General features: G+C 68.4%; 27 protein-coding genes. 10 read left to right on the plus strand and 17 right to left on the minus strand.

Features of this window, described 5'->3' with window-relative positions; translation table 11 throughout:
* Window positions 1-12 precede the first annotated feature (12 nt).
* On the plus strand, window positions 13-918 hold the full coding sequence (locus I6H87_RS25225) for a LysR family transcriptional regulator (protein ID WP_011617119.1): 906 nt from the start codon (window positions 13-15) through the stop codon (window positions 916-918).
* 21 nt (window positions 919-939) lie between these two features.
* Here the strand turns inward: I6H87_RS25225 and I6H87_RS25230 are convergent, their stop codons facing one another.
* Window positions 940-1,518, minus strand: a complete 579-nt coding sequence (locus I6H87_RS25230; RefSeq protein ID WP_011617120.1) for a hypothetical protein — start codon at window positions 1,516-1,518, stop codon at window positions 940-942.
* Window positions 1,519-1,675: 157 nt separating this feature from the next.
* On the opposite strand from I6H87_RS25230, the gene I6H87_RS25235 reads away from it, so the two are divergent.
* The gene (locus I6H87_RS25235; protein WP_011617121.1) at window positions 1,676-2,182 is read left to right on the plus strand and encodes a GNAT family N-acetyltransferase; all 507 of its coding nucleotides are present in this window, start codon (window positions 1,676-1,678) and stop codon (window positions 2,180-2,182) included.
* An 11-nt stretch (window positions 2,183-2,193) separates the two neighbouring features.
* On the opposite strand, the gene I6H87_RS25240 is transcribed toward I6H87_RS25235, so the two are convergent.
* Complete coding sequence (locus tag I6H87_RS25240; protein WP_010809376.1) at window positions 2,194-4,536, minus strand: cytochrome P450/oxidoreductase; 2,343 nt, start codon at window positions 4,534-4,536, stop codon at window positions 2,194-2,196.
* A gap of 71 nt (window positions 4,537-4,607) precedes the next feature.
* Window positions 4,608-5,594, minus strand: a complete 987-nt coding sequence (locus I6H87_RS25245) for a Bug family tripartite tricarboxylate transporter substrate binding protein (RefSeq protein WP_011617122.1) — start codon at window positions 5,592-5,594, stop codon at window positions 4,608-4,610.
* Window positions 5,595-5,775: 181 nt separating this feature from the next.
* Here I6H87_RS25245 and I6H87_RS25250 point away from each other — a divergent pair, with 181 nt between their 5' ends.
* Window positions 5,776-6,612 (plus strand): IclR family transcriptional regulator, encoded by an 837-nt coding sequence (locus I6H87_RS25250; protein ID WP_011617123.1) that lies wholly within the window; start codon window positions 5,776-5,778, stop codon window positions 6,610-6,612.
* Window positions 6,613-6,799: 187 nt separating this feature from the next.
* Here the strand turns inward: I6H87_RS25250 and I6H87_RS25255 are convergent, their stop codons facing one another.
* From I6H87_RS25255 to phnG, 7 genes are read right to left on the minus strand one after another with little or no spacing between them, the layout of a single operon-like run.
* The gene (locus I6H87_RS25255; RefSeq protein ID WP_010809373.1) at window positions 6,800-8,017 is read right to left on the minus strand and encodes an alpha-D-ribose 1-methylphosphonate 5-triphosphate diphosphatase; all 1,218 of its coding nucleotides are present in this window, start codon (window positions 8,015-8,017) and stop codon (window positions 6,800-6,802) included.
* A gap of 24 nt (window positions 8,018-8,041) precedes the next feature.
* The gene (phnL, locus tag I6H87_RS25260) at window positions 8,042-8,770 is read right to left on the minus strand and encodes a phosphonate C-P lyase system protein PhnL (RefSeq protein WP_010809372.1); all 729 of its coding nucleotides are present in this window, start codon (window positions 8,768-8,770) and stop codon (window positions 8,042-8,044) included.
* A 5-nt stretch (window positions 8,771-8,775) separates the two neighbouring features.
* Window positions 8,776-9,552 (minus strand): phosphonate C-P lyase system protein PhnK, encoded by a 777-nt coding sequence (phnK, locus tag I6H87_RS25265; RefSeq protein WP_010809371.1) that lies wholly within the window; start codon window positions 9,550-9,552, stop codon window positions 8,776-8,778.
* Window positions 9,549-10,451 (minus strand): alpha-D-ribose 1-methylphosphonate 5-phosphate C-P-lyase PhnJ, encoded by a 903-nt coding sequence (locus I6H87_RS25270; protein ID WP_011617124.1) that lies wholly within the window; start codon window positions 10,449-10,451, stop codon window positions 9,549-9,551. The genes phnK and I6H87_RS25270 overlap by 4 nt, the downstream gene beginning before the upstream one ends.
* Window positions 10,448-11,566 (minus strand): carbon-phosphorus lyase complex subunit, encoded by a 1,119-nt coding sequence (locus I6H87_RS25275; protein WP_010809369.1) that lies wholly within the window; start codon window positions 11,564-11,566, stop codon window positions 10,448-10,450. Before I6H87_RS25275 ends, I6H87_RS25270 begins: the two co-directional genes overlap by 4 nt.
* A 1-nt stretch (window position 11,567) precedes the next feature.
* Window positions 11,568-12,185, minus strand: a complete 618-nt coding sequence (gene phnH / locus I6H87_RS25280; protein ID WP_011617125.1) for a phosphonate C-P lyase system protein PhnH — start codon at window positions 12,183-12,185, stop codon at window positions 11,568-11,570.
* 1 nt (window position 12,186) lies between these two features.
* Window positions 12,187-12,672, minus strand: coding sequence for a phosphonate C-P lyase system protein PhnG (gene phnG, locus I6H87_RS25285; RefSeq protein WP_010809367.1), 486 nt, complete (start codon window positions 12,670-12,672; stop codon window positions 12,187-12,189).
* A gap of 178 nt (window positions 12,673-12,850) precedes the next feature.
* Here phnG and phnF point away from each other — a divergent pair, with 178 nt between their 5' ends.
* The 3 genes from phnF to phnN all read left to right on the plus strand — a co-directional run bounded on the left by phnF (window position 12,851) and on the right by phnN (window position 15,028).
* A complete protein-coding gene (gene phnF / locus I6H87_RS25290) occupies window positions 12,851-13,585 on the plus strand; it encodes a phosphonate metabolism transcriptional regulator PhnF (RefSeq protein ID WP_011617126.1) in 735 nt (244 codons plus the stop codon).
* A gap of 130 nt (window positions 13,586-13,715) precedes the next feature.
* A complete protein-coding gene (locus I6H87_RS25295) occupies window positions 13,716-14,441 on the plus strand; it encodes a DUF1045 domain-containing protein (protein WP_011617127.1) in 726 nt (241 codons plus the stop codon).
* Window positions 14,438-15,028: a phosphonate metabolism protein/1,5-bisphosphokinase (PRPP-forming) PhnN gene (gene phnN, locus I6H87_RS25300; RefSeq protein WP_010809364.1), complete on the plus strand. Its 591-nt coding sequence runs from the start codon at window positions 14,438-14,440 to the stop codon at window positions 15,026-15,028. The genes I6H87_RS25295 and phnN overlap by 4 nt, the downstream gene beginning before the upstream one ends.
* A gap of 41 nt (window positions 15,029-15,069) precedes the next feature.
* Here phnN and I6H87_RS25305 read toward each other — a convergent pair whose 3' ends face one another.
* The 6 genes from I6H87_RS25305 to I6H87_RS25330 form a co-directional block, all read right to left on the minus strand.
* Window positions 15,070-15,534, minus strand: a complete 465-nt coding sequence (locus tag I6H87_RS25305) for a GNAT family N-acetyltransferase (RefSeq protein WP_011617128.1) — start codon at window positions 15,532-15,534, stop codon at window positions 15,070-15,072.
* Window positions 15,531-16,067 carry a phosphonate degradation HD-domain oxygenase gene (locus I6H87_RS25310; protein WP_010809362.1) on the minus strand — a complete coding sequence of 179 codons (537 nt, stop codon included), beginning with the start codon at window positions 16,065-16,067 and terminating at the stop codon, window positions 15,531-15,533. The genes I6H87_RS25305 and I6H87_RS25310 overlap by 4 nt, the downstream gene beginning before the upstream one ends.
* A 4-nt stretch (window positions 16,068-16,071) precedes the next feature.
* A complete protein-coding gene (gene phnE, locus I6H87_RS25315) occupies window positions 16,072-16,884 on the minus strand; it encodes a phosphonate ABC transporter, permease protein PhnE (RefSeq protein WP_010809361.1) in 813 nt (270 codons plus the stop codon).
* Between the two features lie 78 nt (window positions 16,885-16,962).
* Window positions 16,963-17,955, minus strand: a complete 993-nt coding sequence (gene phnD, locus I6H87_RS25320; RefSeq protein ID WP_010809360.1) for a phosphonate ABC transporter substrate-binding protein — start codon at window positions 17,953-17,955, stop codon at window positions 16,963-16,965.
* Window positions 17,956-18,010: 55 nt separating this feature from the next.
* Complete coding sequence (phnC, locus tag I6H87_RS25325; RefSeq protein WP_011617129.1) at window positions 18,011-18,865, minus strand: phosphonate ABC transporter ATP-binding protein; 855 nt, start codon at window positions 18,863-18,865, stop codon at window positions 18,011-18,013.
* A 130-nt stretch (window positions 18,866-18,995) separates the two neighbouring features.
* A complete protein-coding gene (locus tag I6H87_RS25330) occupies window positions 18,996-19,760 on the minus strand; it encodes an SDR family oxidoreductase (protein ID WP_010809358.1) in 765 nt (254 codons plus the stop codon).
* A gap of 165 nt (window positions 19,761-19,925) precedes the next feature.
* Here I6H87_RS25330 and I6H87_RS25335 point away from each other — a divergent pair, with 165 nt between their 5' ends.
* The 3 genes from I6H87_RS25335 (at window position 19,926) to mdeB (ending at window position 24,368) form a co-directional block, all read left to right on the plus strand.
* Complete coding sequence (locus I6H87_RS25335; RefSeq protein WP_011617130.1) at window positions 19,926-20,858, plus strand: LysR family transcriptional regulator; 933 nt, start codon at window positions 19,926-19,928, stop codon at window positions 20,856-20,858.
* Between the two features lie 168 nt (window positions 20,859-21,026).
* Window positions 21,027-21,506, plus strand: a complete 480-nt coding sequence (locus I6H87_RS25340) for an Lrp/AsnC family transcriptional regulator (RefSeq protein WP_010809356.1) — start codon at window positions 21,027-21,029, stop codon at window positions 21,504-21,506.
* A gap of 165 nt (window positions 21,507-21,671) precedes the next feature.
* Window positions 21,672-24,368 (plus strand): alpha-ketoglutarate dehydrogenase, encoded by a 2,697-nt coding sequence (gene mdeB, locus I6H87_RS25345; protein ID WP_011617131.1) that lies wholly within the window; start codon window positions 21,672-21,674, stop codon window positions 24,366-24,368.
* 72 nt (window positions 24,369-24,440) lie between these two features.
* Here the strand turns inward: mdeB and I6H87_RS34520 are convergent, their stop codons facing one another.
* Window positions 24,441-24,695 (minus strand): hypothetical protein, encoded by a 255-nt coding sequence (locus tag I6H87_RS34520; protein ID WP_231881523.1) that lies wholly within the window; start codon window positions 24,693-24,695, stop codon window positions 24,441-24,443.
* On the opposite strand from I6H87_RS34520, the gene ampC reads away from it, so the two are divergent.
* Window positions 24,588-25,739, plus strand: coding sequence for a class C beta-lactamase (gene ampC, locus I6H87_RS25350; protein ID WP_231881511.1), 1,152 nt, complete (start codon window positions 24,588-24,590; stop codon window positions 25,737-25,739). The genes I6H87_RS34520 and ampC overlap by 108 nt on opposite strands.
* The last annotated feature ends 67 nt before the right edge of the window (window positions 25,740-25,806 follow it).

The following is a 25,806-nucleotide window of genomic DNA, read 5'->3' on the forward strand; positions in this document are numbered from 1 at the left end:
TCCCTCAGCACCATGCCCATCGATATCCGCGCGCTGCGCTATTTCGTCGAGACTGCCCGGCTGCGCAGCTTTACCCAGGCCGCGGCCTCGCTGTTCGTCACCCAGTCGACCATCAGCAAGATGGTCAAGCAGCTGGAGGACGAGGTCGGCCAGCCGCTGCTGATCCGTGAAGGCAAGAGCGTGCGGCTGACCGACGTGGGCCGCGTGGTCTACGAGCGCGGGCAGGAGGCGCTGGGCGTGGTGCACCGGCTCACGCTGGAGGTGTCCGACCTGTCCTCGCTGGGCCGGGGGCAGCTGACCGTGGGGATCCCGCCGATGGTCAACCTGTTCTTTTCACCGGCGGTCAGCGCGTTCCGGCAGCGCTATCCCAACCTGTCGCTGACGCTGGACGAGCACGGCGGCCAGGTGGTGGAGCAGCTGGTGGCAAGCGGCGAGCTGGAGGTCGGCGCCACGGTGCTGCCGGGCGACAGTGGCCTGGCGCTGGAAACGCGCCAGTTCGGCCGCTACCCGATCTGGGCCGTGGGGCCGCGCAAGGCCGCGTGGGCGCGCGGGCGCACCGTCACGCTGGCGGCTCTGCGCGATGAGCCGCTGGTGATGCTGACAGATGACTTCTCGCTGACGCGCATGCTGCGGCAGGCGTTTCTGGAAGCACGCATCGAGCCGCGCGTGGTGGCGCGCAGCGGGCACTGGGATTTCCTGGCATCGATGGCGGCGGCGGGGCTGGGCACTACCTTCCTGCCGCAGCCGCTGGCTGAGCGCCTGCAGGGCCAGGACACACTGGCCATGGCGCGGCTGACCGCGCCGGCAATGGACTGGACCATGGCGCATATCTGGTCGCCGGGACGTTACCTGTCGCATGCGGCGCGGGCATGGCTGGCGGTTTGCGAAGAGGTGCTTGGGGGCGGAAAGGGATCTTGAACCGGCGCGCTTGCGGCGGCCTCATTTCTTCAGGCACTGGTCCGGCAGGATATCGAGCAAGACCAGCGATTTCTGCCCGGCCACGTAGTGGTAGCGCAGCCTGACCCCCAGCTTGCCGAGCACCGGCACATCCGGGTTGCGGCAGATGCCGCGCTCCAGGATAGGCTTGGCCGTCGCCATGAACTCGCGGGTATCGTCACGCGCCGCATCCACCCCCGAAACCTTCAGCTGGAACTCGACGATCTTGCCCGGCCGCGTCATGCAGCCGTCGAAGCGGGTGGTGTCGTCCAGGTCCACCGGGCCGGCGCGCATCAGCTCCTGGCAGGCCATGCGCAGCTCACGGTCGACATCGCCCGCGGTCAGGCGGGTCACGCCGTTCATGCCCGTAGGCTTGCCGCGCACCGTGCCCAGCAGCAGCGTGGCCAGCCCGGACAGTTGCGGGGACGGCGCAGGCGTGGCGGCCACGGTGGCGGAAACGGCAAGTGGCCCGGCCAGCAGGGACAGGCCCAGGCACACAGCGGCATTGCGCAAAGGATGGTGGTCGGGGACGGCGGGGGCAGCGGGGGCAGGGCGCATGACGCAACGGGAACAGGATTGCATGGGGTTCGCGCTGCTACTTTAGCCTTGGCGCCTTGCCGCCGTTGTCAGGCGTTGTCCTACGGCGCAACGGTGGCTTGCCCTGGCGGCCGCGGCATGCCAGTGAAGGAGAGCGTAGAATCCGGGTCGCCAAGACCTGATCGAAGTCCCGAGTCCCGCCATGTCCGTGCAGATCCGCCCAGAAGCACCGTCCGACGCCGACGCCATTGCCCGGCTGACCACCGCCGCCTTCCTGACGGCGCCGCATACCAGCCACACCGAGGCGTTCGTGGTCAATGCGCTGCGCCGCGCCGGCCAGCTGACGGTGTCGCTGGTGGCACAGGCAGGCGATGAACTGGTGGGACACGTCGCGATTTCGCCGGTTACGGTCTCATCCGGCGCGACCGGCTGGTACGGACTGGGCCCGATCTCGGTGGCGCCGGACCTGCAGGGGCAGGGCATTGGCTCGCAACTGATGCGCGCGTCGCTGGACCAGCTGCGCCGCCTTGGCGCCGCCGGCTGCGTGGTGCTGGGCGATCCCGGCTACTACGGCCGCTTCGGCTTTGCCGCGCGGCCCGGGCTGGTGCTGGACGGCGTGCCACCCGAGTACTTCCAGGCACTGGCGTTCCACGGCGGCTATCCGGCGGGCAGCGTGCAATACCACGACGCCTTCAACGCCACCGCCTGACGGGCGGGCGCTCAGAGCTCCAGCACCAGCCGGCCGCCGCCACAGGCGCGCGAGCAGCACGCCATCATGCGCTGGTTGGCCTCGCGCTCGCTGCGCGTGAGCACCACGTCGCGATGGTCGACCTGGCCGGCCAGCACGCGCACCTCGCAGGACCCGCACAGGCCTTCCTCGCAATCGCTCTGCACATCGATATTGGCGCCGCGCAGCGCGCTCAGCAGGGTCTGGCCGGCCGGGACTTCCATGACCAGGCCGGAGTCCTTCAGCTCGACGGAAAAGGGCAGTTCCTTCGACGCATCCAGCGTGCCCAGCTTCGATACGAAGTGCTCCACTCGCAGCGCATCTTCCGGCCACGCCGCGCAGCTCTCGGCCAGCGCATCCAGCATGCGCTGCGGGCCGCAGGCGTAGATCTGGGTGCGCGGGTCCGGCCGCGCCAGCAGCTTGCCGAAGTCGGCGCGCTGGCCTTCATCGCTGGCGTGGACGTGCAGCCGCGCACCGTGCAGGGCCTGCAGTTCATCCAGCATCGCCATCGCCTGGCGCGAACGGCCGCAGTAGTGGAATTCGTAGTCGATGCCAAGCGCACGGGCGCGCCGCGCCATCGCGCTGACCGGCGTGATGCCGATGCCGCCGGCGATAAAGATCGCGCGTCCGCAGCCTTCATCGAAGCGGAAGTGATTGCGCGGCCCGCGGATGCGCAGGCGGTCGCCGGCCTGGACGCTGCCATGCACCCAGGCCGAGCCGCCGCGGCTGTCGGGGTCGCGCAGCACGGCAATTTCCAGCGCCCCGGTGTCGTCCGGATCGCCGCACAGCGAATACTGGCGCGACAGCCCGGTATCGCCGCATTCCACGTCGATATGCGAGCCCGGCGCCCAGCGCGGCAGCGGCTTGCCGTCAGGCGCCGCCAGCCGCAGCCGGACCACGCCGTCGGCGGCGGGCGTGACGCGCTCGACCACCACCGTGCGGGCGATGGTGTGCGCGGACGGTTCGCCGATGCGCACCGGCTGGTGCACCTCGAGCAGGGCCGGGTCGCGGCGCTCGGGGTTCTGCGCGGGGTCCCATTCCACCAGCAGGTGCTCAGGGCCGCGGAACGAGGTGTTGGGCACATAGGTGAAGGTCTGCTCGGCCAGGCGCATATGCGGCAGCCGGCGTGTCAGCTCCTCCAGGAAGACCTGCATCTCCATGCGCGCCAGGTTCTTGCCCATGCACTGGTGCGAGCCGTAGCCAAAGGTCAGCTGTTCGCTGGCGTTGTCGCGGCGGATATCGAACAGGTCGGCATCGGCGAAATGGCGCTCGTCATGGTTTGCCGAAGACGTGACGATCAGCAGCTTGCTGCCCGCCGGCAGGCGGATGCCGCCGACCTCGGCGTCGCGCGTCACCAGCCGCCGCCATGCGGCGACGGAGCCGTTGTGGCGCAGGCATTCTTCCACCGCGTTGGGGATCAGCGATGGGTCGTCGCAGATCTCGCGCCATGCATCCGGATGCTGCAGCAGCAGCTTGATGGCATTGGCCGAGGCGTTGGCGGTGGTCTCGTGCGCGGCAACGATGCCGGCCATCATCATCGAATGCAGGTAGGAGTCGGTGACGACATCGGGCAGTTCTTTCTGCTTGCGCAGGCCGTACTGCATCCAGCCCGGGCCGGACGGGTCCTCGCGCATCTTGTCCAGGATGCGGCCCGCCAGCTGCCAGAAATTGCCCACGGCATGCGCCACCGCCACCTGTTCCTCCGGCTTCGGCCGGCCCCAGGTGTTGACGGTATGGGCGATGGAGTACTGGCGCAGCAGGTCCATGTCCTCTTCGGGCACGCCCAGGAAATGCAGGGCCACGGTCAGCGGCACTTCCCACAGCATCTGGTCGACCAGGTCGGCGCGGCCATCGTCGATAAAGCGGTCGACATACTCGCGCGCCAGGCGGCGCACCAGCGGCTCATGGTGCGCCAGTTCCGCGGGCGTGAAGGGCGCCATCAGCGCGCGCCGGCGCGGCATGTGGGCGGGCTCGTCCTCGTTGACCAGCGTGCGGTTCATGGCATAGCCATAGGACGCCAGCACGGCATTGGCCTCGTCGCCGGTGGGCGTGATCTTCTCCAGCGCGATCGACGGGCTGAAGGTCAGGTTGTCGCGGAAGATCGCCTTGATGTCTTCATAGCGCGTGACCACCCAGTAGCCCAGCCTGGGGCTGTAGAACACCGGCTCCTGCTCGCGCGACCAGCGCACGTATTCGGGCGGATCCTGCTGGTAGCCGTCGCCGAAGGGATCGAATTGCGCCGCGTTGTGGCTGACCGGGCAGCCGTTGGGCGCGGTCAAGGCGCTGTGGTCGATCGGGCAGCCGCTGCGCGCGGCGCTGGGGGAGGGGTTGGCCATGCTGCGTACTCCTGGCGAAAAACAGGGCCGTCCGGTCAGGGCCGGACGGCCATTCGGTGTTGCGGCCGGACTCAATTGTCCAGCGTGATCTTCAGGTCGCGGATCAGCTTGGTCCAGCGGGTGGACTCGCTGCGCAGCAGCTCGCTGAACTGAGACGGCGAGTTGCCGACCGGCTCAACGCCGAAGTCCACCAGCCGCTTGTTGACAGCGGGCTCGCGGATTGCCGCGACCACATCCTTGTTCAGCGTGTTGACCACCTCCGGCGGCGTGCCCGCCGGCACCACCATGCCCACCAGCGCGGCAGCTTCCACGCGCGGGTAGCCCAGTTCGGCAAAGGTCGGCACGTCGGGCAGCTGCGGCAGCCGGGTGGCATTGGCCACCGCCAGCGGCCGGACCTTGCCGCCCTTGATAAAGCCGGCGCCGGCAGCGTAGTCCACCATCATCGCCACCACCTGTCCGGCGGCCACGTCCGACAGCGCCGGCGCGGCGCCACGGTAGGGGGCATGCGTCATCGACAGGCCGGCTTCCACCTTCAGCAGCTCCATCGCCAGGTGGTGCGGGCTGCCCGCGCCGGCCGAGCCGTAATTGATGCCGCCCTGGGTGGCCTTGGTCTGGGCGATGAATTCCTTGGCGCTCTTGACCGGGCTGGCCGCGCCGACCACCAGGATCATCGGGAAGCGGCCCAGCAGCGTCACCGGAGCCAGGTCCTTGCCAGGGTTGTAGGAGAGCGATTTGTACAGCACCGGGTTGAACACCAGCGTGCCGTTGTCGGCCGACAGCACGGTATAGCCGTCGGCGGCCGAGCGCGCCGTCTCGGCCGCGCCGATGGCGGTATTGCCGCCCGGCTTGTTGTCCACCACCACCGGCTGGCCGACCTTGGCCGACAGCCCCTGGCCGATGGTCCGCGCCAGGAAGTCCGAGCCGCCGCCGGCGGCGTAGGGGACGATCCAGCGGATCGGCTTGGCAGGGTAGGCGTCGGCGGCATGCGCGGGGGCGGCGGCCAGCATCGGCAGGGCCAGTGCGCCAATGGCCAGGCGCTTGAAGTTGAGGCGGGGCATGGGGGCTTGTCTCCTTGTTGGTCAGCCCGGTGTACGGCACCGGTGTTTCTATTTCGCGTAAATCATATACGCATTGCGTAATGATTGAATGCGGGTTAACCTTGAACTGTCCTGCAGCGGCCGCATGGCTTGATCCGCCTTCCATGTGATGACCGCTCACCGTTTGCCGGATCTTCCCGCCATGCCCCGACCGAAAGCTGCCCAACCTCCGATCGAACCCGCCGACGCGCCCCGCACGCGCGAACGCCGCCAGCGCGTGCAATCGGCGGTCACCGGCATGGCCGTGCTCAAGGGACTGGCCCGGCTGGGCGGACGCGCCAGCCTGACCGCGCTGGCCGCGCATATCGACGAAAGCCCGGCCAAGGTGCACCGCTACCTGGTCAGCCTGGTGGAAGAGGGGCTGGTGGCGCAGGAGACGGGCACGCAGCAATACCACCTGGGCTTCGAGGCGCTGCAGATCGGCATGGCGGCGATGCGCCAGGCCGACCCGATCCGGCTGGCCGAAGCCTCGCTGGTACGCCTGCGTGAAGCGCTGGAGGTGACCTGCTTTGTCGCGGTGATGGGCAACAAGGGGCCGACCATCATGCGCTTTGAGGAACCGGGTTTGCCGGTGACGGTGAATGTGCGCGCGGGCTCGGTGATGCCATTGCTGTGGTCGGCCACCGGGCGCGTGTTCCTGGGCCTGCTCGATGAAAAGCGCGTGCATGCCCAGGCCGAGGAGGAGCTGGCCGCGGCAAGTCCGGCGCGGCTGGCGTTGCTCGATGGCAAAGACCCCATCGGTGCGCTGCGCCGCGCGGTGCAGGCCGACGACTGCGCCTGGGTGCGCGACACCAACCTGACCGGCATCAGCGCCGTGGCGGCGCCGGTGCGCGACTACACCGGGCGCGTCTGCGCAGTGCTGACGGCGCTGGGCGCCACCGGCGGCTTTGATCCCGCCATCGACGGGCCCATCGGCAGCGCCGTGCGGCGCGAGGCGCGCGCGGTCAGCACGGCGCTGGGGTTCAACCCCGGGGCCTGATCCGATCGCTCAGCGGGTGAAGCCGCCATCGGCCAGCAGCGAACGGCCGTAGCCAGCGCTACTGTGTTGCCGGCCTGACCGGACGCAGGCTCGTACAAGCGATGACCGAGATTGCGCTCGATTTCCTGTTCAGATCAGCAGTCTGGCGGAGGCGCAGCGGAATTTTACGAATCCGGGCCAATCCTCCTTATGCCACCTCGCGCAGCGCGGTTTCGCGCGGCATGGCAGCATCGCCAACGTGCCGCACCGACGGATACCCCGCCGCAAACACCAGCCTCCCGCCAGACCAGGTATGCGTGACCATCGGCTGGCCTGCCACGCCGGACACGGCGATCACGTCCGCGCGCAGCCCCGGCGCCAGGCGCCCGCGGTCGTCCAGCAGGCAGGCGTCGGCCGGATTGACGGTGACCAGCGCCAGCGCCTGGTTCAGCGGCAGGTCGGCCAGGCGCGCGGCGGCATACGCGGCGGCGATCAGCGTGGACGGCTGGTAGTCCGAGCACAGGATGGTGCCCACGCCGGCGTGAATGGCGTCGATGGCGCGCATCGAGCCGCTCTGGCTCTTGCCGCGCAGCACGTTGGGCGCGCCCAGGATGGTCGGCAGCGCCTGGGCGCACGCGGCTTGCGCGGTTTCCAGGTTGATCGGGAACTCGCTCATGCGCACGCCCAGCGCGCGCATGGCGGCGATGCGCTGCGGCGAATCGTCGTCATGGCTGGCGGTGGGGATGCCCAGCGCATGCGCCCTGGCCACCAGCCGGTTGACACGCTCATGCGCGCCTTCCAGCGCGGCGGCCTTCTTGTCGGCCGCATCGGCGGCTTGCTCGCGGCTCATGCCGTGGTTGCCCATCATGTAGGCCAGGTAGGCATCCATGGTCTTGAACTGGCCCTGGCCCGGCGAGTGGTCCATCACGGACAGCAGGTCGACCACGCCCTCGGCCATCAGGGATTCCAGCACCGGCACGGCGCTGGAATCGGTGACTTCGTAGCGGCAATGGATGCGGTTGTCGACCAGGCTGTGGCGGCGATACGCGGCCAGGGTGCGCACCAGCGTGGCCGCGGTATCGACATTGCGCACGCCGAACTGGTTGCCCGCGAACGACAGCGCGTGGTACGGCGTGGTGATGCCGGCCGCGGCGTTGCGGCGGTCGACCTGAGCCACGGCAAAGTCCAGTGGGAACAGCACGCTGGCGCGCGGTTCGACTTCCTTCTCGATGGCGTCGCAATGCACGTCGACCAGGCCCGGCATCACGGAGTGGCCATGCAGGTCGATCACGGTGGCGTGGGTGGGGACCGCTGCGGGTGCCGGTTCGATGGCGGCGATGCGACCATCTTCGATCAGCAGCGCGCTGTCGTGCAGCACGCGGTCCGGCAGCACCAGGGTGGCGTGCGTCAGGTAGGTAGCAGACATGTCCGGCTCCGTTCTGGGATCAAATCAGGCAAGGGCGCTAGCGGGTTGCAGCGGCAGCAGGCGCGTGGCCACGGCATCGCGCACGGCTTCATCGTGGAAGATGCCGATCAGCGCGCGGCCTTCGGCCAAGGCTTCGCGGATCAGCTCGACCACCACGGCGCGGTTGTCGGCGTCCAGCGAGGCGGTGGGCTCGTCCAGCAGCAGGATCGGGTGGCCGCCGATCAGCCCGCGCGCGATGTTCACGCGCTGCTGCTCGCCGCCGGAGAAAGTGGCCGGCGGCAGGTCCCACAGCCGGCGCGGCAGGTTCAGCCGTGCCAGCAGTTCTGCCGCGCGGGCGCGGGCCTCCTCATGGCTGGCGCCGCGCTGCTGCAGCGGATCGGCCACCACGTCGAGCGCGCCGACGCGCGGAATCGCGCGCAGGAACTGGCTGACATAGCCGATCACGTCGCGGCGCAACTTCAGCACGCGTTGTTCTGGGGCGTGGGTCAGCTCGACCCACGGCTCGCCCTCGGCGCTGGTATCGCGCAGGCGGATGCTGCCTTCGGTGGCCAGGTAGTTGCCGTACAGGCAGCGCAGCAGCGTGCTCTTGCCGGTGCCGGAGGGCCCGGACAGCACCAGGCATTCGCCGCGGGTGGCATCGAAATCCATCGCGCGCAGCACCGGCAGGCGGATGCCGCCCTGGTTGTGCAGCGTAAACATCTTGCCGAGGCCGCGGACCTCGACCAGTTTCTGGGGGTGGTGTTCTGCGTGCATCGTCGTCAGCCCTGCAGGATGGAAGAGACCAGCAACTGCGTGTACGGGTGCTGCGGGTCGTCGAGGATCTGGTCGGTCAGGCCTTGCTCCACCACGCGGCCGCCTTGCATGACCAGCGTGCGGTGCGCGAGCAGGCGCGCCACGGCCAGGTCGTGCGTGACCAGCACGGCGGCGAGGCCCAGGTCCGCCACCAGGCGGCGCAGCAGGTCTAGCAGGCGGGCCTGCACCGACACGTCCAGCGATGCGGTGGGCTCGTCCATGAACACCAGGCGCGGGTGCGTGACCAGGTTGCGCGCGATCTGCAAACGCTGCTGCATGCCGCCGGAGAAGGTGCCGGGCACGTCGTCCAGCCGGGCCAGGTCGATCTCCATCTTCTCCAGCCAGGTGCCGGCGACCTCGCGCAGGTTGCCGTAGTGGCGCTCGCCCACGGCCATCAGGCGCTCGGCGATATTGGCGCCGGCGCTGACCTGCATGCGCAGGCCGTCGCGCGCATGCTGGCGCACGAAGCCCCAGTCGGTGCGGGCCAGCAGCCGCAGGCGCGCGCTGGACAGCGTGGCCAGGTCGGTCAGGCCGGACTCGCGCATGTCGTAGCTGACGCTGCCGCGCTGCGCCGGCGCCTGCATCGACAAGGCCTGCAGCAACGTACTCTTGCCGGAGCCTGATTCGCCCACCACGCACAGCACCTCGCCCGGGTACAGGTCGAAGCTGACGTCATGGCAGCCGTGCAGGCCGTCCCAGGTGCGCGTCAGGTTGCGCACCGACAGCAGCGGGGTGGCGCTCATCGGGCACCTCCGGCAGCGGCCTTGACGGCCTGGGCCGCCTGGCGGTCGGCGCAGTATTCGGTGTCGGAGCACACGAACAGTCGCGTGCCGGCGTCATCGGTGATGATCTCGTCCAGGTAGCTGTCGGCAGCGCCGCACTGGGCGCAGCAGCTGGACCACTTTTCCACCGTGAAGGGATGGTCGGCGAAGTCCAGGCTCCTGACCGCGGTGTACGGCGGCACGGCATAGACGCGCTTCTCGCGCCCGGCGCCGAACAGCATCAGCGCGGGGCTGCGGTCGAGCTTGGGATTGTCGAACTTGGGGATCGGCGACGGCCGCATCATGTAGCGCTGGTTGACGATCACGGGGTAGTCGTAGGTGGTGGCGATATGGCCGTGATGCGCGATGTCCTCATACAGCTTGACGTGCATCGCGCCGTACTCGGCCAGTGCGTGCATGGTGCGGGTCTCGCCCTCGCTCGGCTCCAGCCAGCGTAGCGGCTCGGGGATCGGCACCTGGAACACCATGGTCTGGCCCGCGTGCAACGGCGTTTCCGGAATCCGGTGACGGGTCTGGATGATGCTGGCCTCGGCGGTGCGCTCGGTGGTCTGCACGCCGGTGACGCGGCCGAAGAAGCGGCGGATATTGATGGCGTTGGTGGTGTCGTCCGAGCCCTGGTCGATCACCTTGAGCACATCATCCTTGCCGATGATCGCGGCCGTCACCTGGATGCCGCCCGTGCCCCAGCCATAGGGCAGCGGCATTTCGCGGCTGCCGAAGGGTACCTGGTAGCCGGGAATCGCCACGGCCTTGAGCAGCGCGCGGCGCAGCATCCGCTTGGTCGACTCGTCCAGGTAGCCGAAGTTGTAGTGGTCATCGCGGGCAATGCCCGTTGCCATGGTGGTGTCGGGGGTGGTCATGCCAGCGTCTCCTCTTGCGGTTGCGCCTGCACGGTAGCGGTCACGGCGCCATCCTGTTCCGCACGCAGCCGGCGCAGCAGTTCGAGGTTGGCCTGGAAGTCCACGTAGTGGGGCAGCTTCAGGTGCTGCACGAAGCCGGAGGCCTCGACGTTGTCGCTGTGGTACAGCATGAATTCGATATCGTTGGCCGGGGCGTCGGCGGCCTCGCCCAGTTCTTCGGCGCGCATGGCGCGGTCAGCCAGCGCCATCGACATGGCCTTGCGCTCGTTGTAGCCGAACACCAGCCCGTAGCCGCGCGTGAAGCGCGGGGCTTCGTCGGCATTGCCGGCGAACTGGCTCACCATCTGGCATTCGGTCAGCTCGATCTCGCCGATGGTGACGGCGAAGCCAAGCTCTTCCACGAACAGTTCGACCTCGGCCGCGCCGAAGCGGATCTCGGCCGCGAACGGGTGCGAGTTGCCGTAGCCGCGCTGGGTGGAATAGCCCATCGACAGCAGGAAACCCTCATCGGCGCGCGCCAGGTTCTGCAAGCGCGCGGCGCGGTTGGCGGGGAAGCTCAGCGGCTCGCGCGTCAGGTCGGGCGGCGTGGGGTCGCCCGCGGGAATCTGGTCGGCTTCGACCAGTTCATCCGCTTCCAGCAGGCCGGTCACGCGCGGCATGCTGGCGGCGAGGGGTTCGGGCGAGGGCGGCAGCGGCTCGGGGTCGCGGCCGGCTTCGAGCGTGAAATCCAGCAGGCGCTGGGTGTAGTCGTAGGTCGGCCCCAGCACCTGGCCGCCCGGCACGTCCTTGAACGTGGACGAGATCCGGCGCTGCAGGCGCATCGCGCCGGTATCCACCGGCTGGGTATAGCCGAAGCGCGCCAGCGTGGTGCGATAGGCGCGCAGCAGGAAGATCGCCTCGATCTGGTCACCAGCGGCCTGTTTCAGGGCCAGCGCGGCCAGGTGCGGGTCGTACAGCGAGCCCTCGGCCATCACGCGCGACACCGCCAGCGGCATCTGTTCGCGGATCTGCGCCAGCGTGAGTTCCGGCACCGCGGTATCGCCGCGGCGGTAGGCATCGAGCATCCGGTAGGAATTGAGGATGGCGCGCTCGCCACCTTTGACGGCTACATACATGTCAGTCCTCCACCAGCGTGGTGCGCGTCAGCGCGCAGAATCGGTCGCCGCTGGCCAGCAGCAGGTCCACGCCGAGCGGGAAGCCGGCGTTGTTGGCGCGCCAGCCGGCGCGGAAGTCCGCGGGCAGCCCCGCCACGCGCAGCACCTGCGTGGTTTCGATGCCGGGGCCGCGCAGCGTGAGGGTGTCGCCTTCGGCAAGCGAGGCCACCTCCACCAGCAGCGTGGCCGAGCGGTCGGGGAAGGCCGGGTCGCCTTGCGCGCAATCCGCCAGTGCCGGTACGGCATAGCCGGCGGGCACGCAGACAAAGGCGGCGGCGCCGACATCGTCGGTCAGCGGGCAGCCGCAATGGAAGCGCAGGAACGCGCGCGCCGCGGCGGGCACGCCGGCAGGCAGCCAGACCGGGGTATCGGGATCGGCCAGCGTCAGCAGCAGCGCCGCCAGCGCGGGCGACAGGCCGCCGGGCAGGCCGCTGGCCACGGGCAGCGTCTGCAGCCGGCCCGGATGGGCAAACGCCTGCAGCGCGGCGCGGAAGACCTGCTGGGCGTCGTCGACCGGGTTGTTGAAGCCCGGCAGCAGCGAGGCGGCCGGGGCGGACAGGATCGGTTGCATGGCAGTCATTTCAGTCCTCTCCCCGGACCATGGTGAAGAACTCGACGCGGGTCTGGGCGACGGTGGCTGCTGCGTGTGCGGCGCGCTGCGCCTGCGTGCTTGCCAACGGCGCCAGCACGAACTCCTGCACGCGCTGGTGCCAGGCCGGGCGTTGCAGCAGCGCGTCCAGCACCGCGGCCTGTTCGGCGTGGCGGGCGCTGCGGCCCTGGATATAGGCCACGCCTGCAGCGGCCCCGGCAGCGCCGTCTTCCAGCACGACCGCGCAGCGCGTGACCGTGATTTCCCCCAGGTTGAACTGGGCACCGGTACCGCCTGCGCGGGCCCGGACCATGGCCATGCCGGACTCCGGCTTGCGCAGCAGCCGGTAGGCCGGCAGCGCTTGCGCCTGGCCAAGCCGCTGGTAAGCGCCGTCGAGCGCGTCGGCGGGCGCCGTCGCCAGGATCCGGAGCCAGGCGGCGCGGGCGGCATGGGCCTGCGCGGTTTCGCTTTGCATCATCACCCCTATACGTCTATACGTTTAGATGTCACTGCTTGAACACGCAGCTACTAGACCACAGGCAGATGAACGTTTCATGACGGGGCGGGGCATTGCTCGGGCACCCCGCCATCGCGGCGCGGTTGAGGCACAATCGCATGGCAATGGTGAACGCTTGATGACAAGAGGGCAGCGCGAGATGTCTGATCGAGAAGTGGAACGGGGTTCCGGCGTGGCGGTATGGCGCCAGATTGGCGAGGCGCTGGCGGACGACATCCGCAAGAAGCTGTACCTGCCCGGCGAACAGCTGCCCCCTGAGCCTGAACTGGCCACGCGCTTCGCGGTCAACCGCCACACCATCCGCCGCGCCATGGGCGAGCTGGAGTTGAGCGGCCTGGTGCGGATCGAGCAGGGCCGCGGCACCTTCGTGCAGGAGCATGCGATCGACTACGCGATCGGACGCCGCACGCGCTTCTCGCAAAACCTGGCCGCGCAGGGCATGCGCGGACATGCCGAGATCATCGACAGCCAGGTGGTGCGCGCGCCGGAAGTGGCAAAGCAACTGGGCCTGGCGCGCACGGCGGAGATCCTGCACGTGCAGATGATCGGCAAGGCCGAAGAGCGCACCATCGACGTTGCCGAGCATTACTTTGACCTCAAGCGCTTCCCGGGCATCGACGAGGTGCTGCGCGCCAGGCAATCGGTATCGCGCGCGCTGGCGCATTTCGGCATTGCCGACTACACGCGCAAGTGGTCGCGCATCACGGCGGCCATGCCCAGCGCCCCGGTGGCGCGCCTGCTGAACCAGCCGAAGACGCGCCCGGTGCTGCAGGTGGAGGCGCTGAACGTTGATATCGACGGGGCGCCGGTGCAGTACAGCGTGGTGCGGTTTGCGGGGGACTGGGTGCAGCTGACGGTTTCCGACAGTGATTGAGGCGGAGCGACGTGGCATTGGTCTAGACATCCGGCTGTCATCTGCCTGCGCTAAGGTGTCTGCGGTCCAGACCACAAAACCAGGGCAGACGCCGCCGCCGGGCGCCGGGCGCCGCTGGTAACCTTGCCGCATGACCTTGCCAGCGCACCGTTACGCCATCTACCTGGCGCCCTCAGATCCGTTCCGCACGTTTGGCAGCCAGTGGCTCGGCCGCGACGCCGATACCGGCGCCGCGCTGCCCGCGCCGGCGGGCATGGCGGCGGCGCCCGACGAATGGGTCAAGGCCCCGGCGCGCTACGGCCTGCATGCCACGCTGAAGCCGCCGTTCCGGCTTGTGCAGGGCAGCAACGGGCCGATGCTCGACGCCGCTGCGCGTGACTTCGCGCGTGGCCGCGAGGCATTCGACGCACCGCTGGCGCTGTGTGCGCTGCGGGGTTTTGTGGCGTGGTGCCTGGCCGATGGCGGATCGCCACCGATGCAGGCGCTGGCCGATGCCTGCGTACTGGCATTCGAGCGCTTCCGCGCGCCGCCCACGGCCGAAGAACTCGGCCGGCGCAAACCGGACCAGTTGACCGACGAAGAGCGCCGCATGCTCGACGCATGGGGCTACCCGTATGTATTCGGTACCTTCGTCTTCCATATCACGCTGACTGGCATGCTTGATACTGCCGGCCAGCGCGCCGCCCTCGAGCGCCTGGGGGCCGCGAGCGGCAAGCTGCTGCAGGCGCCGCTTCATGTGGACGGGATCAGCGTATTCGTGCAGCCGGAGCCGGGCGACGACTTTATCGTTGCCCGCCACTACGGATTCAACGGCAGCACCACCGACGGCGCCGGCGCGGCGCACCTGGACGCATGAACGCACATGGCGCGGCCGACGGACACGGCCTGTTCTACCTGATGGGGCCGTCCGGCAGCGGCAAGGACTCGCTGCTGCGCGCGCTGCGCGAACGCCTCGGGCCGGACCACCGCATCGTCATCGCGCATCGCTATATCACCCGCGAGGCCGATGCCAACGAGGCCTCCGTTGCGCTGACCACGGATGAGTTCCGGCGCCGCCAGGCGCTCGGCTGCCTGGCGCTGGACTGGCACAGCCACGGGCTCCATTACGGCATCGGCATCGAGATCGAGCAGTGGCTGGCCAGGGGGCTGACGGTGATCGTCAATGGCTCGCGCGAGTACCTGCCCCAAGCCGTGGCGCGCTACCCGAAGCTGTGCGCGGTGCATGTGCGCGTCCGGCCGGAGGTGCTGGCCACGCGGCTGCGCCAGCGTGGCCGCGAGTCGGAAGAAGCGATTGCCCGGCGCCTGGCGCGCGCGGCGCAGGCCTTCACCGTGCCGGCAGGGTGCCGCCTGGTCGAGTTCGACAATAGCGGCGCCCTGGAAACCGCGGCGGAGGCGTTCGCGCGGCTGGTTGGGGCTACCTCCGATAGCGCAACATTAAGCTGATAAGGCCGTGCCGAAGCGAAGCTTCCGGCACGGCCTTGCCATCAGAGTTCGATGCTGAAACTGATGCCGTGCTCGGTGAACCCGAGCCGGCGATAGAACTGGTGGGCCTGCAGGCGCCGCGCGTTGGACGACAGCACCAGCTTGGCCGCCCCGGCCTCGCGGGCCAGGCGCATCGCTTCACGCATCATCGCCTTGCCGACGCCCCTGCCGCGCGCGGACGGCGCCACCACCACGGCCTCGACAATGGCCTCGGGACGCCCGTCGTGGACCATCACGGGAAATACCAGCAGGCTGAAGGTGCCCAGCGGCACCTCGTCCTCGTCCACCATCATGTAGCAGCGGTAGTCCGGATAGCGGCGCATGGTCGCGTAGCGCTCGCGCATGGTGGCCAGCGGCAGCGGCGCTTCATCGTCCATCGCGGCCAGCAGCGCGGACAGGTGCCGCAGTTCCGCGTCGGAACCGCGCACTTCACGCAGGGTAAGCACGGCTTCAGCGATGGTGTTCATGCGCCAGTCCGCGCGCAACGCGCGGCCATGTCCAGGTAGTGCGCCAGCCGCGGCGTGGCCAGGCCGACCACCTTGGCCAGGTCGTCGTAGCGGCGCAGGCGTACCGCGGCAGCGGCGTGGCGGCTGGCGGTGAACGCTTCGGCCTGTGCGGCGCCGAACGGACCGCCTTGCAGCGCCAGGCTTTGCGCTGAAGCCGGTGACAAGGTGGCGAAGTACGCCGGATCGGCCGCGCACAGATAGCGCTTGGCCGCTACGTGCAGCCGCACGGGTTCTGTCACTTCGTCACCGAACAGTTCTGCCAGCGCATCGGCGGCGGCCTCCTGGTGGCGCATGTCGGTGGTGGTGCTTTCGGCCAGCAGCAGGTGGCCAACGTCGTGGAGCAGGGCCGCGACGATCAGCGGCTCGGGCTCGCCGGCCTGCTCGGCCAGTTGCGCGCACTGCAGCGCGTGCGCGGTCTGGCTGATGGCTTCGCCGCCGTACCAGGCATTGCCATGGTCGGCAAACAGCGTTTCGATGCGGGACAGGTTCAGCATGATGTCAGACCAGTACCTTGCGGATTTGTGCGGAGATGATGTCGATGGCCGAGACGAACAGGATGATGATGATCATCACGGCACAGGTCTGCCCATACTGGAAGCTGCGGATGATCTCCCACAGCACGGTGCCGATGCCGCCGGCGCCGACGATGCCAACCACCGAGGCCGAGCGCACGTTGGACTCGAAGCGGTACAGCGCGAACGACAGCCACAGCGGCAGCACTTGCGGAATCACTCCATAGACGATCTCCTCGATCGGGCCGGCGCCGGTGGCGCGCACGCCTTCCACCGGGCGCGGGTCGATGGCCTCGACGGCTTCGGCGAACAGCTTGGCCAGCACGCCGGTGGTGTGGATCCAGATCGCCAGCACGCCGGCAAACGGGCCCAGACCGACGGCCACGATGAACAGCATGGCGAACACCATCTCATTGATGGCGCGGCAAGCGTCCATGATGCGGCGTGCGGGCTGGTAGGCCCACGCCGGGACGATATTGGCCGAGCACAGCAGGCCCAGCGGCACCGCCATCACCACGGCCAGGGCGGTGCCCCACAGCGCGATCTGCACGGTGACGAGCATCTCGTCCAGGTAGTGCCGCCAGTCGCGGAAATCGGGCGGGAAGAAATCGGCGGCAAATTTCGCCATATTGTCCGAGTCGCGCAGCAGGTCCAGCGGGCGCATGTCGGCCCCCTGCCAGGACAGGGCGAGCATGGCCAGCAGGACTGCCCAGGTCAGCATCACGGCAAGGGAAGTGCGCGGCGGGCGCACGTTGCTTTGGGGCGTGGGAGGCAGGCCGGGCCTGGCGGTGACAGTCATGGGGAATCCGGAATCAAGCGGGGAACGAAAGCGATGCGGGGCCGGCGGCGGGGGGCCGCCGGCCTCGTCGGGATGGGCTTATTGCGTGCTGATGGCGTTGCCGGCGGCCTTGTCCAGCTCGGCCAGGCGGCGGGTCACCTCGGCCAGCCGCTTTTCCTTGTCGGCAGCGGCCAGGGTGGTGTCCGATTCGATCTTCGCCTTTTCGCGGGCCAGTTCGATCTGGCGGATCGGCACCAGCTGCGCATCGCTGGCGGTGCGGAAGCCCTGGTAGGTCAGGGTGGCCAGCACCTGCTTTTCACGCGCGGCGTCTGCGCCCTTGCCGTAGTTGGCGAAGAAGGCCTGGATCTTCTTCTTCACCTCCGGCGGCAGGTCCTTGCGATAGACCATCGGATCGGCCGGGATCAGCGGCGACTTCCACAGCACCCGCACCTGGTCATAGGCGTTCTTGCCGGTGTTGATGCGATAGCGCTCCATGTTCTCGGTGTTGTTCACCGCCACATCGACCTGCTTGTTCAGCACCGACAGCAGGTTGGTCTCGTGGTTGCCGATGCGCACGGCCTTGAACAGCGTCTTGGGCTCGACCTTGTTGGCGGTCCACAGGTAGAAGCCCGGCACGGCCGTGCCCGAGGTGGAATTGGGGTCGCCGGCGCCGTAGCTGAGGTCCTTGCCGCGCTTGATCACGTCTTCGACGCTCTTCAGGTCGCTGTCCTTGTTGACGATCAGCACCGACCAGTAGCCCGGGTTGCCGTCCTTGTCGATCACCGAGGCAAAGACCTCGCCGTTGGCACGGTCCACGGCCTCCATGGCCGACTTGTTGCCGAACCAGGCGATCTGCACCTTGTTGAAGCGCATGCCCTCGATGATGCCGGCGTAGTCGGACGCAAAGAAGGGCTTGACGGGTACACCCAGCGTCTTGCTGAGATCGTCGATCAGCGGCTGCCAGGCGGACTTCAGGTTCGACGACGATTCGGTCGAGATAAAGCCGATGTTCAGGCTCTTGGCGTCTTGCGCGAAGGCGGGCAGGGCGACCACGCCCGAAGCCACGACGGCGAGAAAGGTTCTGCGAAGCATGGACAACTCCGGTGGGAAGCGGTTTTGGGATAAAGCGGTGTGGACAGGCGGCCGTTCAGGCGGCCGCCAGGTTCATCGTGACCATTGCCGGTGCCGGCATGGCCGCAGTGGATACGTCTTCGTCTGGCACGGAATCGAGCAGCAGCTCGTCGGCTTCGGTGCCGTAGAGATCGCGCAGCATGCCGGGCGTGAGCGCGGCAGAGGGGCCGTCATAGACCACCTTGCCGTGGCGCAGCGCCACCACGCGGGGGCAGTAGCGCATCGCCACGTCCACCTGGTGCAGCGACACCAGCACCGCGACCTTGCGCGTGCGGTTGATCTGCCTGAGCAGCGACATCACCCGGCGCGACGATTCCGGGTCGAGCGAGGCGATCGGCTCGTCGGCCAGGATCACGCTGGCGTTCTGCACCAGCGTGCGGGCGATGGCGGCGCGCTGCTGCTGGCCGCCCGACAGCGTCGAGGCCCGTTGAAACGCATAGTCGTCTATACCAACTTGCGCAAGCGCATCGAGCCCGCCCTGGACTTCATCGGCCTTGAAGATGCGCAGCAGGCTGCGCCACTTGGGCACACGGGCCAGCGTGCCGACCAGCACGTTGGTGATGACCGGAAGACGGCCCACCAGGTTGAACTGCTGGAACACAAACCCGATCTCGCCACGCACCTTGCGCACGTTGCGGGCCAGGCGGCCGTTGCGCTGCACATGGCGGCCGTTGACGAGGATTTCGCCGGCGCCGGCATCGCCCGTGATGAATCCGGCCACGTGGCGCAACAGCGTGGACTTGCCCGATCCCGATGCACCCAGCAGGGCGACCATCTCGCCTGGCGCGATGTGCAGCGTGACATCGTCAAGCGCCTTGCGGTCCGCGCGGAACGATTTGGAAAGCCCGCGGACTTCAATTGCGTGCGTCATGTCGACTCCCTGACGTGAATGACCTGCGCATTCTGGCCGGGGCGGATGACAGAACGATGACTTGAGCGGAAGGGGGGCTGAAACTGGTTGGCGGCGCCGGCGGCCATGCTGGCCGCCGGCGCCGGTGGGGTCAGGTGCGCGTGATCGAGACGCCGCCATCCACCAGCGATGCCGTGCCGGTGACGAAAGCCGAATCGTCCGATGCCAGGTACAGCACCGAGCGCGCCAGTTCTTCCGGCGTGGCCACGCGCTTGAGCGCATGCAGGTTGGTGATGAACGCCTGTGATTCCGCGGTGTCGTTCATGGTGCGATACATGTCCGTGTCCACGGCGCCCGGCAGGATCGCATTGACGCGGATGCCCTGCGGCCCATACTCGGCCGCCAGCGCCTGCGTCAGGCCGATCAGGCCGGACTTGCTTGCCGCATACGCGGCCACGCCGGGAAAGGCGACGGTGTAGCCAACGAAGGTCGAGGTGAAGATCACCGAACCGCCGCCATCCTTCAGCATCTGTGCAAGCTGGTGCTTGGCGCCGAGGAATGCGCCGGTGAGATTGATGGCAAGGGTGTCGTTCCAGCCGTCTGCCGAAACCCCGGTGCTGGGCCCGCCCTCGCCGAGCGTGCCGGCGTTGTTGAAGGCGATATCCAGGCGGCCATAGCGCTCGACCGCCAGCGCCACCAGCGCGCTGGCGTATTCCTCGCGCCGCACATCGCCGGCGAGCGCCACCGCGTCGCCGCCGGCGTCACGGATCTGCGCCACCAGGCTGTCCAGTTCGGACTGGCGGCGGGCACCGACTACCACCCTGGCGCCCTCGGCGGCAAACAGCAATGCGGTGGCGCGGCCAATGCCGGCACTGGCGCCGGTAATGATGGCAACTTTTCCAGACAAACGTCCCATGATCGATCTCCGGTCTGGCGCGGGGGCAACTTGCTGGTCCACAGCGCCGGTTTTGCGGGTAGGGCAGCAGGAACCGTCCTGCTGCCTCGTGAAACCAGTATGGGCAACGCGCGTGGTTCGAACTAGACTGAAGATCGCGGAACAACTTTCCGGATATGCCGAACAATGTTCAAGCTAGAAGGTGTCGCCAGCTTTGTCGCCGTGGTCGAGGCAGGCTCCATCAGCGAGGCCGCGAGGCGGCTCAACTTGTCCAAGTCCGTTGTCAGCGAACGCCTGGCCGAGCTTGAAAAGGCGATGGGTGCCAACCTGCTGCGCCGGACCACGCGGCGGCTGTCGCTGACCGAGGATGGCGCCGCCTTCCTGGAGCGGGCCACGCGCATCCTGCATGAAGTGGAGGCGGCGGCAACCGATGTTGCCGAGCGGCGCGGCACCCTGGCCGGGTCGTTGCGGATTTCCGCGCCGGTCACATTTGGCCGGATGCACCTGGGGCCTGCCATCTATCCGTTCCTGGCCCGGCATCCGGAACTGGAGCTGAGCCTGGACCTGGACGACCGCCGCGTGGACGCGGCCACCGACAGTTATGACGCCGTGGTGCGGCACGGCCCGCTGGAGAGCTCGCGCCTGGTGGCATGGCAGCTTGCCCCCAGCCACCGCCTCCTGGTCGCATCCCCGGATTACCTGGCGCAGATGGGCGCGCCGGCAACGCTGGCGGAGCTGCAGCAGCACCGTGGCATCTTCTACGCCAACCGCGGCGCGGCTGACTGGCGCCTGCACGGCCCCGACGGCACCGAAATCGCCCGTGCCGCCGTTGCGCTGCGCGTCAACAACGGCGACATGATGCGAGATGCCGCCATCGCGGGAGTCGGCATCGCGTTGTTGCCGACCTTTATTGCCGGCGATGCCATCCGGCAGGGGGCGCTGGCCGTGATCGAGGTCGGCCTGCGGGCCGAGCCGGAATCCATTTATATCGCCCACCCGGAAGGCCGGCGGGTGTCGGCGCGGCTGCGCGCGTTTGCGGAGTGCGTGCGCACGGCCATCGGCAGTCCGCCGTACTGGGACGCATGGGCGCAGGCACGCGGGGAGGGCGCGGGAACCTGATGCCGGCTGCTGGCCGGGTTCCACGATCGCCATGTGGCGGCCCTGCAAGCCTGGAGGTTTGCCGCCCGCGCCGCGCGGCCTGTATTCTAGTGCTCTGCCCGGCGCCCCGTTTCCGCAAGGAGGCAGGGCGCCATGCACTTCACATCGAGCCGGCCATACAGGAACCCCATGCAGGAACCCGAACTGGATGAAATCAATATCCGGATCCTCGAGGCGTTGCAGCGCGACGCCAGCCTGACCAACGTCGAGCTGGCCGCGCGCGTCAACCTCTCGCCGTCGCCTTGCCTGGCGCGCGTGCGCGCGTTGGAGCAGCGCGGGATCATCCGGCAGCGCGTGACGCTGCTCGATCCGCAGAAGCTTGGCCTCAACGTCAACGTCTTTATCCACGTGTCGCTGGAGCGGCAGGCGCGCGAGGGGCTGGATGCCTTCGAACGCGCCGTGCGCGCGCTGCCCAACGTGATGGAGTGCTACCTGATGACGGGCGATGCCGACTACCTGATCCGCGCCGTGGTGGCCGACGTGCAGGCCGTGGAGCGGCTGATCGTCGACGAGATCACGCGCATCCCCGGCGTCGCCAACATCCGCAGCAGCTTCGCACTCAAGCAGGTGATGTACGACACAGCCTTGCCGCTGCGCAATCCGCGCTAGCCCGGCGTTCGGCGTGGGATATGCCGCGGCCTCAGCATTTTCGAGTGGTTTTTATGGTGAGCGGCAGTGGATTGTGCTGCCACCTGCCGGATAGGCAGTCAACTTCAGCACCTCATGCGGGAGGGCACTCCATAGAATGGGACAAAACCCATTGGAGACTTCCCCATGACCGACCTTGCCTCCCCACACGCCCGCCTGCTCGCCCAGGCCATGCCCGACGGCGACGACGATCCGCAGGAGACGCGCGAATGGCTGGACGCGCTGGAGGCAGTGGTGGCGCAATGCGGGCAGGAGCGCGCGCGCTTCCTGCTCGGCCGGCTGCTCGATGCCGCCCCCGCGCTGGGTGTGTCGACCACGGCTCAGAGCAACACGCCTTACCTGAACACCATCCCGGTCGAGTGCCAGCCGCCTTATCCGGGGGATCTGGCGATGGAAGAGCGCATCACCGGCATCGTGCGCTGGAATGCCCTTGCCATGGTGGTGCGCGCCAACCAGGCCTACGGTGAACTGGGCGGGCATATCTCCAGCTATGCCTCGGCGGCGGACCTGTTCGAGGTCGGCTTCAACCACTTCTTCCAGGGCGCCGATGCCGGCAACGGCGGCGACCTGGTCTACTTCCAGCCGCACTCGGCCCCGGGCGTGTACGCGCGCGCCTTCCTGGAAGGACGCCTGTCCGAGGCCCAGCTCGACAACTTCCGCCGCGAGGCGGGGGGGCAGGGCCTGTGCTCGTATCCGCACCCCTGGCTGATGCCGGACTTCTGGCAGTTCCCGACCGGCTCGATGGGGCTGGGCCCGATCCAGTCGGTCTACCAGGCGCGCTTCATGCGCTACATGGAGCACCGGGGGCTGCAGGCCACTTCGGGCCGGCACGTGTGGGGCGTGTTCGGCGACGGCGAGATGGACGAGCCCGAATCGATCGCCGCGCTGCCGCTGGCAGCGCGCGAGAAGCTCGACAACCTGACCTTTGTCATCAACTGCAACCTGCAGCGCCTGGACGGCCCGGTGCGCGGCAACGGCCAGATCGTGCAGGAGCTGGAAGCGCTGTTCCGCGGCGCGGGCTGGAACGTGATCAAGGTGCTGTGGGGCAGCGCCTGGGACCCGATCTTCGCGCGCGATCACTCCGGCGCGTTGCTGCGCGCCTTCGCCTCGACCATGGACGGCCAGTTCCAGACTTACAAGGCCAAGGACGGCCACTATGGGCGCGAGCATTTCTTTGGCCAGAACGAAGCGCTGAAGGCACTGGTCGCGCATATGACGCCGGATGAGGTGGCGGCGCTGAACCGCGGCGGACACGACCTGCGCAAGCTCCATGCGGCCTTTGCCGCGGCACGCGCGCACAAGGGCCAGCCCACGGTGATCCTGGCCAAGACCATCAAGGGCTATGGCATGGGCAATGCCGGCCAGGCGCAGAACACCACGCACCAGCAGAAGAAGCTCGACATCGAGGCGCTGAAGGCATTCCGCAGCCGCTTCGGCCTGGAGCTGTCCGACGAGGACCTGGAATCGATGCGCTTCTACCGCCCGGCCGAGGACAGCGCTGAGCTGCGCTACCTGCGCGAACGCCGCCAGGTGCTGGGCGGCTACCTGCCGGCGCGCCAGCGCCAGGCCGACACCGTGGCGGTGCCGCCGCTGGCGCAATACGGCCAGTTCGCGGTGGCGGCCGACCAGAAGGAGATGTCGACCACCATGGCAATGGTGCGCATGCTGACCGGCCTGCTCAAGGACAAGGCGCTCGGTCCGCGCGTGGTGCCCATCGTCGCCGACGAGGCGCGCACCTTCGGCATGGCCAGCCTGTTCCGCCAGGTCGGCATCTATTCATCGCAGGGCCAGCTGTACGAGCCCGAGGACGCCGGCTCGATGCTGTACTACCGCGAGGACATCCGCGGCCAGATCCTGGAAGAGGGCATCACCGAGGCCGGTGCGATGTCGTCGTGGATTGCCGCGGGCACCGCCTACAGCAACCATGGCACGGCCATGCTGCCGCTCTATATCTACTACTCGATGTTCGGCTTCCAGCGCATCGGCGACCTGATCTGGGCCGCCGGCGACCAGCGTGCGCGCGGCTTCCTGGTGGGCGCTACGGCAGGCCGCACCACGCTGTCCGGCGAAGGGCTGAAGCACCAGGACGGCACCAGCCACATCATTGCCGCCACCATCCCCAACTGCCGCGCCTATGACCCCGCCTACGCCTATGAGCTGGCAGTCATCGTCGACGAGGGCATGCGCGCGATGATGGAGCGCCAGGAGGACGTGTTCTATTACCTGACCGTGATGAACGAGAACTACGCCCAGCCGTCGATGCCGGCGGGCGTGGAGCGCGACATCGTGCGCGGCATGTACCGGCTTGCGCAGGTGGAAGGCGGCGGGCGCGCCAGGGTGCGGCTGCTCGGCAGCGGCACCATCCTGCGCGAGGTGGAGGCCGCGGCGCAGATGCTGGCCGAGGACTGGCAGGTCGACAGCGAGGTGTTCAGCGTCACCAGCTTCTCCGAGCTGGAGCGCGAGGCGCGCGAGACCGCGCGCCAGCGCCTGCATCATCCGCAGGACAGCATCGCCCCCAGCCATGTGGAAGCGCTGCTGGCCGGCGACGCGCCGGTGGTGGCGGCCACTGACTACGTGCGCGCCTATCCGCAGCTGATTGCGCCCTACGTGCCGGCTCCCTTCACGGTGCTGGGCACCGACGGCTATGGCCGCAGCGACAACCGGCCGTCGCTGCGCCGCTTCTTCGAGGTCGATCGCGCCTATGTCTGCGTGGCGGCGCTGCGCGCGCTTGCGGCGCAGGGCACGGTGCCGGCGTCGGTGGTGGCCGAGGCGATCACGCGCTACGGCATCGACACGGACAAGCCTGCGCCGTCCTCGCTCTGATATCGCCGGCTTCACCTTGCAGGCCAGGCGGGGCGCTTCGGTGCGGGACTCCACATGCGACGGCGGCGGCTGTTAAGCTTTGTCCTTCTGCAGCCGCTCCAGTTGCGCGTCCGTGCCGCCACGGGCGCGCACCGCCATGGTCCGGCGCCGCCCCCCCAGCATGATCGCCAAGCGCCGGATATGAAACGGATTCCTGTTGCCCGCATCGCCACCATCGCCATGGCTTGCAGCCTCTTCGCGGCCAATGCCAGTGCCGCCGACAGTGTCGGCCAGCGCCAGATAGAACGCGCTGTGAACGATGCCATCCGCCCCCTGATGGCGGCGCACGGCGTCCCCGGCATGGCCGTTGCCGTCACGGCCGGCGGCAAGCGCTACGTCTTCAACTACGGCGTCGCGGCGAAGGAGGGCCGGCGCAAGGTCGACGGCGACACGCTCTTCGAGATCGGCTCGGTCAGCAAGACCTTCACCGCGACGCTCGCGTCCTATGGACAGGCCCGCGGCACCCTGTCCCTGGCCGACCCTGCCGGGAAATACCTGCCGGCGCTTGCGGGAAGCAGCCTGGGCGCGACCAGCCTGCTCGACCTCGGCACCTATGCCGCCGGCGGCCTGCCGCTGCAGTTTCCGGATGCGGTCACCGATACCAGGACGATGGTCGACTATTTCCGGGGCTGGCGCCCCAGATATGCCGCCGGCAGCCATCGCCAGTATTCGAATCCCAGCATCGGCTTGTTCGGCTACCTGGCCGCCAGCAGCATGGGCCAGCCCTTCGATGACCTGATGGAGAAGACGCTGTTCCCGGCGCTGGGCCTGGCCCACACCTACATCAGGGTGCCGAAGGCGCGCATGGGCGACTACGCCTATGGCTATTCGAAAGACGGCAAGCCGGTCCGCGTGACGCCCGGCGTGCTGGATGCCGAAGCCTACGGCGTGAAAACCACGGCGGCCGACATGATCCGCTTTGTCGAAGCCAACATCGACAGTGCCGGCCTGGACGACAAGCTGCGGCGTGCCATTGCCGGGACGCACACCGGGTACTTCAAGGTCGGCGACATGGTGCAGGGGCTGGGCTGGGAAATGTACGCCTGGCCCACACGGGTCGACAGCGTGCTGGCCGGCAGTTCACCGCAGGTCGTGCTCGAGGCGAACCAGGTGAGCCGGCTGGAGCCGCCGCTGTCATCGCCCGCCGATGTGCTGGTCAACAAGACCGGCTCGACCAATGGCTTTGGCGCCTACGTGGTCTTTGTGCCGGCGAAGCGGATTGGCATCGTGATGCTGGCGAACAAGAACTTCCCGGTACCGGAGCGGGTAAAGGCAGCGTTTCGGATACTGGCGGCCCTGGACGGTGCGCCGGGACGGGCGGATACCCCGTAAGGGGAGGGTGGGGCTGCGTCATGCATCGCAGGCCTGTCCAGCGGCTGGTCCGCAAAAAATCCGGCTT

The sequence above is a fragment of the Cupriavidus necator genome, from assembly GCF_016127575.1.
GTDB classification, from domain to species: Bacteria; Pseudomonadota; Gammaproteobacteria; order Burkholderiales; family Burkholderiaceae; genus Cupriavidus; species Cupriavidus necator_D.

What these genes read in the sequence shown, in the direction of transcription:
- ampC (WP_231881511.1), top strand. Translation starts at nt 24,588, where the DNA reads ATGGCTTGCAGCCTCTTCGCGGCCAATGCCAGTGCCGCCGACAGTGTC.
- phnC (WP_011617129.1), bottom strand. Translation starts at nt 18,865, where the DNA reads ATGACGCACGCAATTGAAGTCCGCGGGCTTTCCAAATCGTTCCGCGCG.
- I6H87_RS25335 (WP_011617130.1), top strand. Translation starts at nt 19,926, where the DNA reads ATGTTCAAGCTAGAAGGTGTCGCCAGCTTTGTCGCCGTGGTCGAGGCA.
- I6H87_RS25305 (WP_011617128.1), bottom strand. Translation starts at nt 15,534, where the DNA reads ATGAACACCATCGCTGAAGCCGTGCTTACCCTGCGTGAAGTGCGCGGT.
- I6H87_RS25225 (WP_011617119.1), top strand. Translation starts at nt 13, where the DNA reads ATGCCCATCGATATCCGCGCGCTGCGCTATTTCGTCGAGACTGCCCGG.
- I6H87_RS25310 (WP_010809362.1), bottom strand. Translation starts at nt 16,067, where the DNA reads ATGCTGAACCTGTCCCGCATCGAAACGCTGTTTGCCGACCATGGCAAT.
- mdeB (WP_011617131.1), top strand. Translation starts at nt 21,672, where the DNA reads ATGACCGACCTTGCCTCCCCACACGCCCGCCTGCTCGCCCAGGCCATG.
- I6H87_RS25255 (WP_010809373.1), bottom strand. Translation starts at nt 8,017, where the DNA reads ATGTCTGCTACCTACCTGACGCACGCCACCCTGGTGCTGCCGGACCGC.
- I6H87_RS25235 (WP_011617121.1), top strand. Translation starts at nt 1,676, where the DNA reads ATGTCCGTGCAGATCCGCCCAGAAGCACCGTCCGACGCCGACGCCATT.
- I6H87_RS25330 (WP_010809358.1), bottom strand. Translation starts at nt 19,760, where the DNA reads ATGGGACGTTTGTCTGGAAAAGTTGCCATCATTACCGGCGCCAGTGCC.
- phnN (WP_010809364.1), top strand. Translation starts at nt 14,438, where the DNA reads ATGAACGCACATGGCGCGGCCGACGGACACGGCCTGTTCTACCTGATG.
- I6H87_RS25250 (WP_011617123.1), top strand. Translation starts at nt 5,776, where the DNA reads ATGCCCCGACCGAAAGCTGCCCAACCTCCGATCGAACCCGCCGACGCG.
- I6H87_RS25275 (WP_010809369.1), bottom strand. Translation starts at nt 11,566, where the DNA reads ATGTATGTAGCCGTCAAAGGTGGCGAGCGCGCCATCCTCAATTCCTAC.
- I6H87_RS25340 (WP_010809356.1), top strand. Translation starts at nt 21,027, where the DNA reads ATGCAGGAACCCGAACTGGATGAAATCAATATCCGGATCCTCGAGGCG.
- phnE (WP_010809361.1), bottom strand. Translation starts at nt 16,884, where the DNA reads ATGACTGTCACCGCCAGGCCCGGCCTGCCTCCCACGCCCCAAAGCAAC.
- phnK (WP_010809371.1), bottom strand. Translation starts at nt 9,552, where the DNA reads ATGAGCGCCACCCCGCTGCTGTCGGTGCGCAACCTGACGCGCACCTGG.
- I6H87_RS25230 (WP_011617120.1), bottom strand. Translation starts at nt 1,518, where the DNA reads ATGCAATCCTGTTCCCGTTGCGTCATGCGCCCTGCCCCCGCTGCCCCC.
- I6H87_RS25270 (WP_011617124.1), bottom strand. Translation starts at nt 10,451, where the DNA reads ATGACCACCCCCGACACCACCATGGCAACGGGCATTGCCCGCGATGAC.
- phnD (WP_010809360.1), bottom strand. Translation starts at nt 17,955, where the DNA reads ATGCTTCGCAGAACCTTTCTCGCCGTCGTGGCTTCGGGCGTGGTCGCC.
- phnF (WP_011617126.1), top strand. Translation starts at nt 12,851, where the DNA reads ATGTCTGATCGAGAAGTGGAACGGGGTTCCGGCGTGGCGGTATGGCGC.
- phnH (WP_011617125.1), bottom strand. Translation starts at nt 12,185, where the DNA reads ATGACTGCCATGCAACCGATCCTGTCCGCCCCGGCCGCCTCGCTGCTG.
- I6H87_RS25245 (WP_011617122.1), bottom strand. Translation starts at nt 5,594, where the DNA reads ATGCCCCGCCTCAACTTCAAGCGCCTGGCCATTGGCGCACTGGCCCTG.
- I6H87_RS25295 (WP_011617127.1), top strand. Translation starts at nt 13,716, where the DNA reads ATGACCTTGCCAGCGCACCGTTACGCCATCTACCTGGCGCCCTCAGAT.
- phnG (WP_010809367.1), bottom strand. Translation starts at nt 12,672, where the DNA reads ATGATGCAAAGCGAAACCGCGCAGGCCCATGCCGCCCGCGCCGCCTGG.
- phnL (WP_010809372.1), bottom strand. Translation starts at nt 8,770, where the DNA reads ATGCACGCAGAACACCACCCCCAGAAACTGGTCGAGGTCCGCGGCCTC.
- I6H87_RS25240 (WP_010809376.1), bottom strand. Translation starts at nt 4,536, where the DNA reads ATGGCCAACCCCTCCCCCAGCGCCGCGCGCAGCGGCTGCCCGATCGAC.